The organism is Microbulbifer harenosus, assembly GCF_005771435.1.
GTDB classification, from domain to species: Bacteria; Pseudomonadota; Gammaproteobacteria; order Pseudomonadales; family Cellvibrionaceae; genus Microbulbifer; species Microbulbifer harenosus.
In genome coordinates, this window is sequence record NZ_VANI01000010.1 from 293,561 (window position 1) to 309,002 (window position 15,442).

Below are 15,442 nucleotides of genomic sequence, written 5' to 3' on the forward strand. Positions count from 1 at the left end.
CATGCAAGACGCTCAACCGAACAATCCGCTGCACGGAGTCAAGCTCGCCGACATTGTCGAAGCGCTGGAAGAGCACTACGGTTGGGAAGGGCTGGCGGAGCGGATAGATATCAACTGCTTCAAGAACGACCCGTCGGTGAAATCCACACTGAAATTCCTGCGCAGAACGCCCTGGGCGCGCAGCAAGGTGGAAGCGCTGTATATCGCCACCTTCTGCGAGGACAATCCCTGGATCAAACCCTGAGATTTCCGCTTCAGTCTCCGCTGCCCTCCGGCAGCATCTTGCGCAGCGACTTTTCTATCTGCCCGCCACAGTAGTTTCGTCCCCAGTGCGCCCGGCGCTTTTCCAGCATGGCCTTGATGGAGTCGCGCGCCTCGATCTTGTCCACCAAGTGGGCGATGTGCGGAGCATTGTCCTGCAGATCTTGTCGCAATGCGGGGAATGCATACAGCAAGGTACCAAACAGTGCCGCAATGGCGATGTCCGCCACGGAAATGGTCGGGCCCAGCAGATAACCGTCGCCGATCTTCACCCCGTGTTCGCGGCCGGTGTGCTCGAATATCTGCATCCATTCCGCCAGGCGGCCGTGGCGGAACTCCTCCCAGCTGTTTTTATCCCACATTTTCACGCCGTGGTAATTGGTGATTTCCAGCAGGATGTCGTTGCAGTCGAGGATGGTCTTCAGTGCCAGGGTGTGGAGTTCGGCGCGGGTTGGCAGATAGTCATAGTCCCGCGCCAGATGCATCAGGATGGCTGGCATCTGCGCGAAATATTTTTTGCACTTGTAGTCGTAGAGATAGGGCGGCGCCATGCCCGGATTGTGAAGTTTGAGACTGCGCTCCGGGTAAATGCCGCTGGCGTCGTGATTGCTGTAGCCCGCACCCACATCCGCCAACAGCATTTCGATAAATACGCCGCGAAACGGCAGGTCCCAGTAATAGAGCCTGTAGTCCATGGTGCCTCCCGGGATTTCTTCCGTGAAACGGCCCGACGCAGCAAAGCGCCGGGCCTTTGCGGGATTCAGTCCACAGCAGACAATGCCGCGTCCTCCACCCGCTTTTCGTCTTCCAGTAACGTTAGCCTACCGAGCCCCAGTTGTTCCAGGCGGCGGAACTGGCTCGCGCGGTCGCCCACCACCACCCAGATCATGGAATCGGGCTGCATATACCGGTCGGCAATGTCCTGCACGTCTTTTACCGTCATCGCTCTGGCGATGGCTTCGCGTTCGCGCACATAGTCCGCGGGCCAGCGGTATTTACTCATGCTTTCCAGCAGGCCGAGTTTGGCGCCGGCGGTCTCGAAGGCACGGGCGTTGCTGCGGGTCAGATAGGAGCGCGAGGTCGCCAGATCCTGTTCGGTGTAGGTGGGCGCGTAGTCTTTGAGAATGTCGCGGATCAGCTGTACCGACTCCGCGGTGACATTCGCGCGCACACCGGTACCAATGGCGAACCGACCCTCGGTCTTGTCGCCAGACACGCTGGAACCGATCCCGTAGGTGTAGCCCTTGCCCTCGCGCAGCTGTTGCGTGAGGCGCGAGGCAAAGCCGCCACCGCCGAGAATGTAATTGCTGAACACCGCCGGGTAATAATCCTGCGACAGCGCGCTCATGGCCGGGCGACCGATGCGCAGCACGGACTGTTTGGCCCCCGGCACATCAACAAAATAAATACCCGGTTCCGCCGAAACGGATTTGGGGTCGGGGATGGTGACCGGCTTTGCCGGCCAGCGCTTCACCAGAGCCGCCAGTGCGCTGTGGAAATCGGCCTGTTTGATGTCACCCACCACATGCACACGCGCCACGGACGGCGACAGGTAATTTTTGTAGTAGGCCTTGAGATCGTCCATGGTGATGGCGGCCACCGATTGCTCGGTGCCGAGGCCGCTGTGACCGCGGATGCTGTCCTTGCCGTGCAGCAACCGCGCAAAGGTTTTGCTGGCGATGGCGTTGGGCTCGGCGGCGGCACGCTTGATCTGACTGGTGACGTTCTTCTTCGCCAGCTCCAGTTCCTTCGCATCCCAGCGCGGCTCCAGCAGCATTTCCTGCAACAGCGCGAACACCTCGTTGAAGTTGCGCGCCAGGGTGGTCACGTCGAAGCGGAAGCTGTCCTGCCCGGCGGACACGTTGATGCTGGCACCGAGTTTCTGGATTTCGGTTTCCAGTTCTTCCGGAGTGCGTTTGGCGGTGCCGCGCTCCATCAACATGGCGGTGAGGTTGGCCACGCCGGTCTTGTCGAGCTGCTCGTGCAGCTGGCCGCCGTCGACCACGATGCTGAAATTGACCGTGGGCACTTCGCTGCTTTCGATACCGTATACCGCCAAGCCGTTGTCGAATTTATCCCGCCATACCGTCGGCACCGCGGTCTCGGCTGGATCGCCGTAGGCCGGCTCTTTGGAGCGGTCGAAGCGGGACTCGGTCTTCTCGTACTGCGCCTGTGCGGACGCATCAAACTGCTCCTCGGCGCCGTTGACGATCTGTTCCTCCACCACTTCCGCCACGGTGGAGTCTGCCAGCGCCAGCTCCTTCTGCCCCTTGGGCACAAAGCTCGCCGCCACATAGGGCTTGCCCTTGATGTATTTTTCGTAAACCCGTTGCACATCCTCGGCAGTCACGGCCAGCAAGCGCTGGATATCTTCGGTGACATAACCGGGGTTATCCGCGTAAACCTCATACTGAGCCAGCTGGAAACCCTTGCCCAGCACACTGGACAGGCTGTTGTAGAAGGCCACCTCCTGGCCCGCTTTTATCCGCTGCAGGTCTTCCTCGGCAATGCCCTCTTTCTCGAACAGCGCGAGCGCCTTCTCGATCCCCGCGTACACCTCGTCCAGATCGCGGCCCTCAAACGCCTGCACTTCCAGCTGGGTTTGCCCCGCCAGTTCCGATTCGTAGCCGCCCATGTTCACGTCGGCAGTCAGCTGTTGGTCTTCCACCAGCACCCGGTACAGGGGCGCGCGTTTGCCGTCGGACAGGTATTCCGTCAGCACCGACAGCGCATAGCTGTCCGGGTGGTAGCGTTCCACCGTCGGCCACGCCAGGGTCAGGGCGGGCTCGCGGGCGAAGTTGTCCTCGTGATAGCGGCGTTTGGAATTGCTCAATTCCGCCGGCTGCTTCGCCGCGCGCTCGATGGCCTGCCCGGTGGGAACTTCGCCGAAGTATTTTTCCACCAGCGTGCGGGCCTGTTCGGTATCGAAATCCCCCGCCACCACCAGCACCACATTGTTCGGCACATACCAGCGGCGGAAGAATTCCTTCACGTCGTCGAGGGTCGCGTTCTGCAGATCCTCCAGCGAACCGATCACCTGCCAGTGGTAGGGGTGGTCCGCCGGGTACAGATTGCGGTCGATCACGTACTGGGTGTGGCCGTAGGGGCGGTTGTCGTAACTCTGGCGCTTCTCGTTCTTCACCACCTGCTTTTCTTTCGCCAGTACCGGCTCGGTCACCGTGTTGATGAACCAGCCCAGCTTGTCGGCCTCCGCCCACAGCATCTTTTCCAGCGCGTCTTTCGGCACCGTCTGGTAGTAATTAGTGACGTCCCGAGAGGTGGAACCATTAGCCCCGGAACCGCCGATACGCGCACTCATCGCATCCAGCCCGCCCTTGCCCAGGTTCTCGGATTCCAGAAACAGCAGGTGCTCGAACAGGTGCGCAAACCCCGTGCGCCCGGCCTTCTCCCGCGCCGAGCCCACATGCGCGGTCAGCGACACCGCTACCACCGGATCGGAGCGGTCCACATGGAACAGCACGTTGAGCCCGTTCTCGAGCTGGAACTGTTGATAGTCGATGGCGAATTCAGCCTGGGATGCGGATTTGGGGGCGGGCTCATTCGCCGGCCTGTCACAGCCGACCAGACCAATGGCCGCAGCAATGAACGCTGCCGGGGCCAGAAGATTCCTGAACATGGTGCTTTCCTGTGCGTTTTGATGCGCTGGAAGATAGCAGGACTGGCGGCGCCGGGCGACAGCGACCGGGAGACAGAGCGCGCTCGAAGCCCGATGCCCGCGTCGCCCAAGGCAGTAGTCCGCTCGCCCTAAAAAACGAAATTGCCGCCAAATTTCCCCACTGCCCCGGAATTGCTCTTTTCGCGACAGGTGGGGCACAGTACCCTCCTGTGTGACGCAATTCTCACTATGCAGCACGACCACACAACAATAATCAGGGGATATCCCTATGTCATGGAACAAAAAGAACATGGCCGCCGGTGCGGCCTGGGGCATTCTGGCGCATCACGATCTGGCACAGATCAACCAGGAGCTGACACCTTTTACCAGCGCCGGCACTTACTCACTGGCCATGCTGCGCTACTACAACCCGCACGCCTCGGATCTGCATCAAGATATAAAAGCGGTCAATCTGGCCGACAAATTCACCGCCTACCTGTTTCAATTCTACCGCCCGGGATTCGAAAACCTGCCCGCCGGCGAAGACCGTGTATCGCGCCTCAAAGCCCTGGAAACCAAACTGGCGGAGCTGTTCAAGGCCCCGGAAGGCAAAACCCTGAATGACCTGGCGGAACTGCTGGACGAGCACCTGGTGTTTGCCGATGAACTGGAGACCGCGTAATGAACAGACGCATTCAGTCGGGCCTGTGCGCCATTGGCATGTTGTGCGCGGCCGCCGTGACGGCGGAAAGTACGGACAAAAACACATTCAAGTTCGTCTCGCTGACTTCCAGTGAAAACCAGCGCACCGGTATCGGCGTGGATTTCAATGTGCAGGATCTCGAGCTCGGGGCCGTGAAATTTTCCGCGCGCGGCACCTACTCGTTCGATGACGAGATTCGCGCAAAAGACCTGATGAGCTTCGGCATGAACGTCTCACTGGTGACCACGGGCGACTGCTACGATGTCCCGCTGGATGACGGCGGCCCGATTGCGGTTGAACCGGGAACGATGCCGGGAACGGTGCCGGGAACGGTGCCGGGCACCGTGACAGATACCCCGCCGCGCAACAAATGCCCCTTCGGTAGTTGGCGCTTGATGTCTGAACTCACCTACGAGACAGACCAGGATTTCTCCAACAAAAATACCGTCGCAGGCCTGACCGCCGCGTGGGAGATGCCATCGGCGCACGAGAGCTATGTATTCCGGCAATTTTACTCCCTGCTGGATTTTGTCCCGAGTGTCATCCGCGCCACCACCGGCCGCCCGGGCAGTGACGACCTGCTGCTTGAGGAACCGATCGTATCCTTCACCGCGGGGCAAGTGGACCCGCAGCAAGACACGGTGCGCGAACAACTGCTGGGCAAACTGGACAGCTACTACCGCGGCGCCGCGGAAATATCCCTCACCACGCCACTGGCGCAATTCGATGGCAAGGACGTGATCCTCGCGTATGACTACCGCTACTTCCGGGAAATTGATGCCGAGGCAGCCATCGAAGACGCAAACCTGCATCGCAGCCGCCTGTCGCAGTTCTCCCTGCGTATGCCCAGCGACAACAAACGTGGTTACGCCTTCGTGGGATATTCCTCCGGGCGGCTGCCGTTTGGAGTGGACGATGAAATACTGCAGCTGGGCTGGAGCTACCAGCTCTAGTCCCGGGCTATATTCACCCACTAAAAAACGGGCGCTGCAGCGCCCGTTCTTATTTGCCCCTGCCAACCAATTCCCGGTCAGCGCCTCCAAAAGATGACCGATATCCCAAACGCACCAAAAACCCTTCCCCAATCGTCAGAGCGCAAGCGCGTTGTGAAGAATTGCGCACAATGCGCCACTTCAATCGCCCGTAGAATCGGCGTTCCCTCTTGAAAAAATGAACCTGGATGTGAAGTTTCAATCAAGGAACACAATGCTCACTCACCACATAAAAAAATCATTCCTGATATTTGCGCTCCTCGTACTCGTCGGCTGCGGAGGCGGTGGCGGCTCATCTGACGACGCCTCGCCGGGCGACAGCGTGGAAACACCCGGCAACGACGGCGGAGATAATGGCGGTGGAGGCGGCGGTGATGACTCCAACCCATCCCCGCTTTCCGTGGATCTGCCGGAACAGATCACCCAGTACAACGACCAGGCGCTCCGCCTGAGCGGCAGTGCAACCGGCGACGGCCCCCTCAGCTACCAGTGGCAGCAGGTATCCGGCCCAAGCGTGACCTTTGCCACACCCAATGCGGCGGCGACCGATGTGACTTACGCGCCGTCCATGCAGACGGAGACTTTCGAATTCCGCCTTACCGCAAGCAATGCCAGTGATAGCGACAGCGACACCATCACCGTCACCCTCAAAGACCGCATCGCCGAAGCCGTACACACCGGCGACCCCACACTTCTGCCGGCAGACGCGAGCAAGTTGGAACAGCGTATCCTCGACCGGGTTGCCGAACGCCAGCAAAGCATTGCCGCACTGCACGAGGAAATCTTTGGGGCAGACGCGGTAGTATTCGATCCCGGCAGGAATTCTCGTTACTTCTCACTCGACAGCCTCGGCGACGTGCTGCAAGTGGTGGTCGGCAACAAGGGCAACACCTTTGTCACCGCCACCGATAAAGACCAGTACCGCACCGTCGCCATTGGCGACAATGTGATTGTCGAACTCGATGGCGGCGGCCACGCGGCATTTGCGCAGCCGATGGTAAACCTGCTCGACTGGCTGCTGGCCCCGAAAGGCGTGGCTCTTTCCAACCAGGGCACCGTGAACATTGCACTGATGCAGATGAGTTCCAGCAACATGAACGCCAGTGAGCGCTGGCTGCAGGCGCAGAACCCGAACGTCGCCATTACCCGCTGTACCGTCGAGGCCGAGCTGGCCGGCTGCCTCAATGGTGCCCATCTGATCATCACCGGCGCGGCCGATACCGCCATGGCGGAGGCATCCGTTTCCGCGGCGCTGGCGCAGGCGGTGGCCAACCAGCAGTCGCTGTTGTATGTGCACACCAACAGCTGGAATTCCACCGCGCTCACCAACCCCATCCTCCATTTTTTTGAGGTGCAGACGGAAAGCCCCGGCGGTGCAGGCAACTACTTCTCGGAAGACGCGGCCAATTGGACCTCCGCCACCGACATGCGCGCAAGCCACTCCACCCTCACCGGGGTGGCCAGACTGGTAGGGCGCTTCAAGGACAACAGCTTTAGCTTCCAGATCAGCCAGTGCGCCAACGAGGACAACAACTGCAGCAACCTGCCGGCCTACGACAGCGAATTCCGCACCATTGCCAATACGCTGCGCGGTATCCCCCTGCGCTTCGATCAGCGGGCTGTGGATATCTTTGCGGTAACCGGTAAATACCACCTCGAAAAACTGCTGATCCTGCTTGCCGATAAGTACCGCGAAACCGTGGACTTCCCCATGTGGAAAGACCAGACCCCCACGGTCGACTTCCTAAAAAGCTATTTCGCCGACGGCATGGTGTACACCACCCGCGCACACAACCCAGGGCAACCGGACCTCGGCAGCTTCAGCCGTTCCGACTTCAGCCATATCACGCCCGCGGACAAAACCGTCGCCATCACCAGCCGCCGCCCGTTCCGCGCCGCCGGCGTCTACGCCCTGCCGGGCCAGACCTTCACCGTCACCCGCACCGATAACAACAGCGGGGTTGCCGCCAGCGTGTTCATCAACACCCAGCGCGACGGTTCCACCCGCCATATGTACCCCTCGACCAGCGGCAACACATGGGGTTACGTGCGGCCCAAGTTCCTGCAATCCCAGCGCATACCGATAAACGCCGGAGAAACGCTGGTACTCACCTCCCCCTACGGCGGCCCGGTGCAAATCGGCTTCGCCGACAAGGGTACGGCCATGACGTTCGTCTTCGAAAATGTGGGCCTGCACCCCTTCTGGAAAACCGGCGGTGACGACGCGGCGTTCGCCGCGGCACTGGGCTCCGACCAGTACGACTGGGCAGAGATCGCCACCGACTACTTCGAGATCCACTCCCTCGGCAGCCGCATGGCCAACACCCTGGCCGACGACAGCCGCTGGGACACCCCGAGCGAACTGGAACGCTATCTCACCAAGTACCACCACAACTACTTCCGCATACTCACCGGCGTACAGGGCGAAGATATCGACGCCATGCCGGAGATACACGACTTCGCCACCGGCAACGGCTTCACTCTCTCGACCTGGGACCAGGTGCACCACGGCAATATGGACCAGTCCGCCTGCGGTGCCGGCTGCTCCGGCAACCCCTACGACGCCACCTGGGATTTCTCCATCCTCGGCCACGGCGACCTGCACGAAGTCGGGCACACCGTGGAGAGCGGCCGCTTCAAGTTCAACGGCTTTGAAGGCCACGCCACCACCAACTTCTACTCCTACTACGCCAAATCCCGCGCGCAGGACGAAGACGGTGTGGCCGCCAACTGCCAGAGCCTGCCGTTTGACACCATCAGTGCCGACATCCAGGCCAGCCGGAGTGAGCCCGACCCCGCCGCCTATATGGCCGCCCGCGGCTACAGCGGCTGGAACTACGGCGTGGCCCTGATCATTGAAATGATGATGCACGCCGAAGAGGAGGGTGCCCTCGCGGACGGCTGGAACCTGATCCCGAGGCTGCACATCCTCGAGCGCACGTTCAACGCCGCGAAGGGCAACGACACCGACTGGGCCGCCGGCAAAGGCGCACTGGGCTTCGGCAGCTACACCCGCACCCAGGCCAACGCCATCGACAACAACGACTGGTTGCTGATCACCGCCAGCCGCGCCACCGGCCTGGACTACCGCCCCTACTTCGACCTGATCGGCCAGGGCTACAGCGCGGAAGCCGATGCGCAGGTGGCGAGTTTTGATTACGAGGCGGTCGACCGCGCCTTCTATATGCCCGCAAACAACAGCGGCTATTGCGATGCGCTGGCGGGGCACGCCAAGCAGGTTTACTGAGAGTAACCGACTGATCCACAACCTCGGGAGGGCGGCAAGAACCAATGCCGCCCTCCTTTCCCCGCGCCGCTTCCACAGGCGCCCCCAGCGAGAGCGCCGGATCGGCGTAGTCCACATATCCGCGCACGCACTATCGTCGGCCAACGGCTTGCGTGATATAACACACGTCAAACGGCCCGCAGACGCCATTCCGACCGGACAACCGGTCCAGCGTTCTGCCGGAAGCACGCTTCCGCCGCCAGATAATAAACAACACTAAAAGAGCAGATCCCACATGAAAAAGACTCTTTCCCTGCTACTTGGGGCCACCGTTCTACAGGGCTGCGCCACACTGCTGCCCCCCAACAACCCCAACGAATTTGCCGAAAAACTGAGCGACTCCGCCTTCGGCCGGGTATACAGCACCACCCCCGCCATTCCCTATCGGGATTCCGTGCGCAACCTGCAGATCAATATGGACACCTGCGTGGAAGGCATCCGCCAGGACGCCACCATCAATACCCTCGACAACCTCATCGGCGGCGCCTCCGGCATCTGGCACTACGCCATCACCGCCGTCACCGACACCCTCACCCAGTTCACCATCCGCAGAGAAGCCCTGGGCCTCACCGGCCCACAACACAAAGGCGGCAATATCGTCGCAGTGATCAATGTGGAGCAGCAGCAGGATACCGGCGTGTCGATTACCGGCTATTCGCCGTGGGGTTCGGACTGGTTTATGCAGCCGGTGATGGCGTGGGGCGAGGGGGAGAATGCGGCTTGTCCGATTGGTTGAGGTAGCCTTATAAAACCTGCCCGGGAAGGTCCCGGGCTTGTTCTAGCGTCATATCCCGTGCAGTGGATTCCCATTTGCGCATTAATTCCCGACAAGTAAAGCAATGGCCAGCACCTTCTGTCAGGCCAAACATCCTCACCCCGCATATAAAATTCGCGAACCCCTCTACGACAATATTCAGATATGTAATGCACTTGCGCCTCACAAGGTAAGTGAGTGCAAACTTCGGAAATTACACGCGCTTACACATATCTTGCCAGCCGACAGCCCGCGCGCTATAAAACGAGAAAGGCAGAAACTGTGACGAACGTCCCATTTCTTATCTAGGTAGGTCACTAACAAAAAGGATAAATCATGACTGCCACCTCGCCTGATCTGCCGAAAGAATACTCGACCTACTTTTGAATCGGCCCCGTTGTAGGAACCTGGATCATCGAAAAGGCGGGCCCTGATAAGTGCCACAGTTATCGTGATTTATAGCTGGGTCCATTACAGCAGTAAAAGAATATATTAAGGAACTGCTGCGTGTTTCGGAGCTGTACATTTCAACTAATCACAGCCCTTACTTTTTGAACAATCAAACGCACCACCATGTAAAGATTACAATTAAAGCAATACATCTGGACGCCTATGAATACAACGATCAGATGCGCACACAGCCGAAAGACAAGCAACCAAGTATAAAGCTAATCATCAGAAGTAAAATAAAAGGAGCATACAGTGGATTTTATTGAAAGATTGCAAGGATTATCAAAGAAGGCGGCTCAAGTATCTGCAAGCTTGGCCACGGAAGAAGCCACTAAAAACGCATTAGTAATGCCATTCTTGCATTCAGTGCTAGGCTACGATGTCTTTGATCCAAGTGAAGTAATTCCAGAATTTACTGCAGACACTGGGACGAAAAAAGGCGAAAAAGTAGATTATGCACTCATCAAAAATGGTGAAGTCCAAATACTTATCGAATGCAAAAAATACGGAGAAAAACTTGTCTCACGGCATGCAAGTCAATTGTTCAGATATTTTTCCGTCACGAACGCAAGAATTGCCATTTTAACCAACGGTACAGTATACGAATTCTACACAGACCTAGACGCCCCAAATAAAATGGACGAAAAGCCATTCCTGGTGCTAGATATAGAAGATATTGATGATCATATTGTTCCGGAGGTAAAAAAGCTAACAAAAACATCTTTCGATGTCGAATCTATTGTTGATGCTGCCGGAGAACTCAAATATTTAAGTCAAATAAAGAGATTACTTGAACTTCAGTTTCAACAACCCGAAGAAGAGTTTGTAAAGTTTTTCGCATCCCGCGTTTACGATGGCGTGCTAACAGCTAAGGTCAGAACTCAATTCCAAGATATTACCGAAAAAGCGCTGAAGCAGTTCCTAAATGATAGTATAAACGAACGGCTAAAATCTGCGATAGGAGCAAATAGCAAACCAACCTCCGGAGAAATAACAAATAAAGAAGTTGAATCTGAAATTAGCAACTTCAACAATGAAAATGAGTCAAAAATTTTCACAACGGAAGAGGAATTAGATGGTTACAACATTGTAAGAGCTATCGTCAGACAAAAAATTGCCATTGAACGTATAGTCCCCAGAGACACACAGAGTTATTTTGGAGTCCTTCTTGATGACAACAATAGAAAACCTATTTGCCGACTCCACTTCAATGCAAAACAAAAATATATAGGCATATTTGATATTGACAAAAAAGAAATTCGACACCCAATCGAAACAATTGATGAAATATTTAATTACAGCGAACAGCTTTTGAAGACAATATCTTTCTATGAAGAAAAAATTCTAGAGAATAGCTAATACTAGGTTGGACTCCGAAAATGAAGAAAAAACCAAACTTAGAAGAAGAAATAAAATGGCTGTCGACTGAAATCGAAAAAATTAAGGACAGAATCCCTCCAAATATTGAAGATTACATCAGAGAAGCTCAGCAAGCATCTAAAAAAACGTCTGAATTCAGAAATAGAGCTTCTGAAGCAAAACAAGCAGCAGAAACCCACTTGCAACAAGTGCAAAATTCCATAGCAAAAATAAAGGAATTAGAAAGCCAAACCCTGACATCAAAAAACGAAATCGATGATTTAATTAAGCACATAAAAAATTACCATGAAAAAGCAAAGGAGCTAGCAAGCAGCATAGAACAGGTTGAGGAAATTTTCTCAGAAAACGAAAACCTAGAAGAAAATATTTCATACTTGAAAAGCATTTCAGAGTCAGGAGAACAACAACAAAGCAAAATTAACGCTATATACAAAGGAATAACAAGCAGGAAAAACGAACTAGATTCAATTTTCTACGAAATAATGGGGTATGAAGAAGAAATCATTGATGAAGAAACAGGAGAAGAAAAAACAGAAAAAGTTGAAGGTTTAAAGGATAAGCTCTCAGCCTCATACTCAAAATTATCCAATGAAATAAAATCTTCAAAGTTAGAAATTGAACAACTTTTAAAAAAAACAGAAATGGAATTAGAAAACGAAATAGATCTCAACAAATCAAAACTTGAAGAAACAATTTCAAACTGGGATTCAGATTTCAAACGCCATTCCGAAAAAATCCGAAAACTGCTCCCAGACGCATTAACGGCAGGACTAAGTAGCGCATACCAAGAAAAAAGGAAAGCAGAGCTTCTAGAGCGGAACTCGTCATACTCCTCATTCAAATGGTCAATCTTTGGTCTGTTTTCAATTTCTTTAATACCCTTTGCGCTAAACTCATATCTATTTTACGAAGGAAAAACACTAGAGCAAATTCTTTTAGATCTCCCTCATACAATAATCGCCATACTACCCGTTTATGTACCTCTTTTATGGATAGCATACTCGTCAGGGAAAAAAGTCAATTTGTCAAAACGGCTAGTCGAAGAATACACACATAAAGAAGTCCTCAGTAAGACATTTGAGGGGCTCTCCAATCAAATCGAAAGCTTGGGTTACTCAGAAGACACTACTGCGCTGAGAATAAAACTACTTCATAACATTCTGGACGTCAGCTCCGAAAACCCGGGGAAGTTAATATCTGACTATAACAAGGCGGATCATCCAATTTTTGACGCTCTTGAAAAAAGCGTGAAATTAGGAGATGCAATAGATAAATTATCAAAGATACCAGGACTTAGAAGACTAGCTACAACTTTAGAAAACAACTTTCAAAGCGCTTTCTACGAAACAAACAAAAAAATAAATAACACTATAGATTCGGTGATTAAATCGAAAGACGAAGATAAAAGCGAGGCCAAGAAAAGGCAGCCTCACCCGGAAGAAAAAAATGAAATCGCTTAGCCAAACAGAAAATCCTAGGGCCAAGATTTGAGTTAACAGTAAAGAATTAAAACAATGAATTTCGATCCACTCATTAATCAAGCGCTGTCGATAGCATCCTGGCTAGTTTCTATAGCCTTAATCGCCAGAATCTTGAAATCACCTTGGTTCAAAGGACTCTGGGGCGAGGCTCTGGTGAGATTTTTGGGGCGGCTACTCCTGCCCACCGACATATACCACCGTTTCCACAACGTAACTCTGACCACGCCCGACGGCACTACGCAGATTGACCATATATTCGTATCCCGCTTCGGCATCTTCGTGGTGGAAACCAAGAATATGCAAGGCTGGATTTTTGGTGGCGAGCACCAGGCACAGTGGACCCAGCGGATCTATAAAAAGTCTTTCAAATTCCAGAACCCTCTCAGGCAGAACTACAAGCATGTAAAGGCGTTGGAAGCGCTGCTTGATGTTTCCACAGATACCATTCACTCCGTGGTGGTATTTGTCGGGAACAGTACCTTTAAAACACCGATGCCAGCCAACGTCACCAAAGAAGGCGGTTATATCCGCTACGTTAAATCATTCACGACACCAGTGCTTACCGAAAACGAAGTTGAGGCCATTGTTGACCAGATCCAATCCGGCCGCCTTGCGTCCACGCGGGATACGCATCGGCGACATGTGCAACAACTTAAAGCCCGCAATAATCCTTTGGCGGAAAAGCTCTGCCCAAAATGTGGGGGCAGAATGCTCCAGCGCACCAGCAAGCGTGGTGCGAATGCGGGCAAGAAATTCTTGGGCTGTTCGGCATTTCCAGATTGCAGAATGGTTCAACCATTAACATGACCCCATAAATGGACACAGGTATTGATACCCATTTGAGTTCCATCTTAGTAAATTCGCACATTCTCCTGCTGTAATCTCAAGGAAGAAAAATGCAGAAATTATTCTCGCACCCGGTTTACCAATTTTTTGTCAACATCGCTCCATGGGTGATGCTTTTTCTGCTTGGCACTTCTCTGAAGACACTCATGAATCCAGCCCCAGAAAAGCACAACCTGATTCCAATAAGCGGTTCCGTACAGAAAATCGGCAAGAGTAGCGGTGTGATTCGCACCGATAGCGGCAACCTTGACGTCAGTTACGATTGCCTCTGCAACCACAAATGGGGTGAAAAGCTGTTTGAACAAGATATGCCGGTTACGGCCCTTGGGAAACCGGAAGGCGACGGTTATCGCCTCTGGGATCTGACAATCGACGGCCAGCGGATCATCGCCTATGAGGATGTGGCCCCGAAAATTCGCAACAAGCACGAAAATGCAGTGCGCTATGTTTTGCCGGCGATGATTCTTTTTTCGCTGTTATCTCTGCAGCTGGTTTACCAAAAAATTCAGGAACGGTCTCTCAACAAGAACAAGAGAGAGCTTTTTAAACTACTGGATCAATTGGACGATGACAAACTGAGTGATGACCAGCGTTTGGCGGTACTTCCCGAAATACTCAATCATGACATTGGGGATATTCTTGGCCCCCTCGAATATATGGCCATGTGTAACATCAATAGCGAACTCTTCCTCACCCGTATCGGTACTGCACTGGGTGAGCTCTGGTCAACACTCGAAGTCGAGCAAGTAGACAGTATTACCCTCGTCCAGCCTGCTGCCAAGCGTGCGGCGATGAAAGTACTCAAGGACAAGGCGCCCGCTCTGAATAATGAACTGGATTCTACTGGTGCACTTCGGCTGGCTACCGATTAAGCGACCGCTCGGGGTCAAGACGTGAATTTGAACTCGGCCTCAATAGCAGTTGCAGGAAGTACCTGCATCAGCGCCGGCAGGACGGGGTAACCCCGAATATATATAAGGAGATAGCCATTGTATCCGTTCAGAGCACTTCTGCTGTTGCTCGCCCTGCTGTCACAGCCGGGGCTGGCTATTGATGAGCCCGCACAGGCAGCACTTGATCGAACGCTCGCCGAGTTAAGAGCCGAGTTTCAGATTCCGGCACTGGCGGTATCGGTGATCGCTTCCGGGGAACTGGTGTATGCGAGCGGTGCAGGTTACATCGATGAAGAACGGCAGCTACCGGTAACCGGCGATACCACGTTTCGTATCGCATCCATTTCCAAGCTGTTTACTGCGCAATCTATCATGCAGCTGGTGGAGGCAGGAAAGCTAGAACTGTCCGACCCGGTATCAAAGTACCTTCCCTTGTTCGAAGGCTACCCTATAACGATCGCGCAACTGCTCACCCACACGGCAGGCATCAAGGATGCAGTACGGCCTGCGGACAACTCACAGCGTCGTTCACAAGCCGACTATCTGGGGCTGGTATTGGCTCAAGGCACGCCTGATACTGCCGTTCACAATTTCGAATACAGCGTAAGCGCCGTTAAATCGACACACTTCCCCTAACCATACTGAGCCAAATTTTTTGAAACAGGCTTCAAGGGCACATTCCACGGTAGAAGGGCTTCGAGCTTCTCCAGCGTGTCGGCCTCACCGATTCGGTCCAGTACATAGTGGATGTAGGCTGAGGGCTCCAACTGATTGGCCTTG

Annotated in this window: 13 protein-coding genes; 10 read left to right on the plus strand and 3 right to left on the minus strand. The window is 54.2% G+C overall.

Features of this window, described 5'->3' with window-relative positions:
• The first annotated feature begins 1 nt into the window (after position 1).
• Positions 2 to 244, plus strand: coding sequence for a VF530 family protein (locus FDY93_RS10740; protein WP_138235734.1), 243 nt, complete (start codon positions 2 to 4; stop codon positions 242 to 244).
• A gap of 10 nt (positions 245 to 254) precedes the next feature.
• Here the strand turns inward: FDY93_RS10740 and FDY93_RS10745 are convergent, their stop codons facing one another.
• Together FDY93_RS10745 and FDY93_RS10750 are read right to left on the minus strand one after the other, a co-directional pair.
• Positions 255 to 956, minus strand: coding sequence for a glutathione S-transferase (locus FDY93_RS10745; RefSeq protein WP_138235735.1), 702 nt, complete (start codon positions 954 to 956; stop codon positions 255 to 257).
• Positions 957 to 1,021: 65 nt separating this feature from the next.
• The gene (locus FDY93_RS10750) at positions 1,022 to 3,898 is read right to left on the minus strand and encodes a M16 family metallopeptidase (protein ID WP_138235736.1); all 2,877 of its coding nucleotides are present in this window, start codon (positions 3,896 to 3,898) and stop codon (positions 1,022 to 1,024) included.
• A gap of 268 nt (positions 3,899 to 4,166) precedes the next feature.
• Here FDY93_RS10750 and FDY93_RS10755 point away from each other — a divergent pair, with 268 nt between their 5' ends.
• From FDY93_RS10755 to FDY93_RS10795, 9 genes are all read left to right on the plus strand, one after another.
• Entirely contained in the window at positions 4,167 to 4,559 is a 393-nt protein-coding gene (locus tag FDY93_RS10755; RefSeq protein ID WP_138235737.1) for a hypothetical protein, read from the plus strand.
• Complete coding sequence (locus tag FDY93_RS10760; protein ID WP_138235738.1) at positions 4,559 to 5,533, plus strand: hypothetical protein; 975 nt, start codon at positions 4,559 to 4,561, stop codon at positions 5,531 to 5,533. Before FDY93_RS10755 ends, FDY93_RS10760 begins: the two co-directional genes overlap by 1 nt.
• 253 nt (positions 5,534 to 5,786) lie before the next feature.
• Positions 5,787 to 8,819: an ImpA family metalloprotease gene (locus FDY93_RS10765; protein ID WP_138235739.1), complete on the plus strand. Its 3,033-nt coding sequence runs from the start codon at positions 5,787 to 5,789 to the stop codon at positions 8,817 to 8,819.
• A gap of 274 nt (positions 8,820 to 9,093) precedes the next feature.
• Complete coding sequence (locus FDY93_RS10770; RefSeq protein ID WP_138235740.1) at positions 9,094 to 9,594, plus strand: hypothetical protein; 501 nt, start codon at positions 9,094 to 9,096, stop codon at positions 9,592 to 9,594.
• Positions 9,595 to 10,314: 720 nt separating this feature from the next.
• The gene (locus tag FDY93_RS10775) at positions 10,315 to 11,421 is read left to right on the plus strand and encodes a type I restriction endonuclease (RefSeq protein WP_138235741.1); all 1,107 of its coding nucleotides are present in this window, start codon (positions 10,315 to 10,317) and stop codon (positions 11,419 to 11,421) included.
• 20 nt (positions 11,422 to 11,441) lie between these two features.
• Positions 11,442 to 12,902 carry a hypothetical protein gene (locus FDY93_RS10780; protein ID WP_138235742.1) on the plus strand — a complete coding sequence of 487 codons (1,461 nt, stop codon included), beginning with the start codon at positions 11,442 to 11,444 and terminating at the stop codon, positions 12,900 to 12,902.
• A 54-nt stretch (positions 12,903 to 12,956) separates the two neighbouring features.
• Positions 12,957 to 13,730: a nuclease-related domain-containing protein gene (locus FDY93_RS10785; RefSeq protein ID WP_138235743.1), complete on the plus strand. Its 774-nt coding sequence runs from the start codon at positions 12,957 to 12,959 to the stop codon at positions 13,728 to 13,730.
• Between the two features lie 89 nt (positions 13,731 to 13,819).
• Entirely contained in the window at positions 13,820 to 14,641 is an 822-nt protein-coding gene (locus FDY93_RS10790; protein ID WP_138235744.1) for a hypothetical protein, read from the plus strand.
• A 117-nt stretch (positions 14,642 to 14,758) separates the two neighbouring features.
• Positions 14,759 to 15,298 (plus strand): serine hydrolase domain-containing protein, encoded by a 540-nt coding sequence (locus FDY93_RS10795; protein WP_138235745.1) that lies wholly within the window; start codon positions 14,759 to 14,761, stop codon positions 15,296 to 15,298.
• On the opposite strand, the gene FDY93_RS10800 is transcribed toward FDY93_RS10795, so the two are convergent.
• A partial coding sequence (locus FDY93_RS10800) for a transposase domain-containing protein (protein WP_181954057.1) occupies positions 15,295 to 15,442 on the minus strand: 148 nt, incomplete at its 5' end. The genes FDY93_RS10795 and FDY93_RS10800 overlap by 4 nt on opposite strands.